This is a genomic window from Methylobacterium sp. CCH5-D2, from assembly GCF_001556475.1.
Taxonomy (GTDB): domain Bacteria; phylum Pseudomonadota; class Alphaproteobacteria; order Rhizobiales; family Beijerinckiaceae; genus Methylobacterium; species Methylobacterium hispanicum.
In genome coordinates this window covers 1-372 of the sequence record NZ_LSIX01001031.1, presented here as the reverse complement: position 1 = coordinate 372, position 372 = coordinate 1, and the positions used below count along the sequence as shown (strand labels likewise).

Sequence of the window (372 nt, the reverse complement as noted above, 5' to 3'; positions counted from 1 at the left end):
TCCTCAAGGGTTCCGCGGCGTCCCGCGTCTCCCTCTCGGCCATGCCTCCGGCGTCGGTGACGCGCGGAGCCGAACGCGCACGCACGGGTTGCCACGCGGCCCGCCGAATGCTCCGCTCCGCCCATGCCATCTGCCGCCGCCCCCGCCGACCTCGATCTCAACCTCGACCTGATCGCCCGTGCCCACGCCGTGCCCGTCCCGGACGACGAGACGGCCCTGAAGCTGCTCACCGACGAGGAGCTGCGCCCCGGCCTGGAGGCCGTCGTCGCCGACCGCACCGGCGGGAACGACCTCTGGGTCTTCGCCTACGGCTCGCTGATGTGGCGGCCGGAATTCGCCTACGACGAGCGCAGGCTCGGCACGGTGCGGGGC

General features: G+C 73.7%; 1 protein-coding gene. It reads left to right on the top strand.

Annotation, left to right across the window (positions count from 1 at the left end; translation table 11 throughout):
• Nucleotides 1–123: 123 nt before the first annotated feature.
• A partial coding sequence (locus AX737_RS28040; RefSeq protein ID WP_197430749.1) for a gamma-glutamylcyclotransferase occupies nt 124–372 on the top strand: 249 nt, incomplete at its 3' end.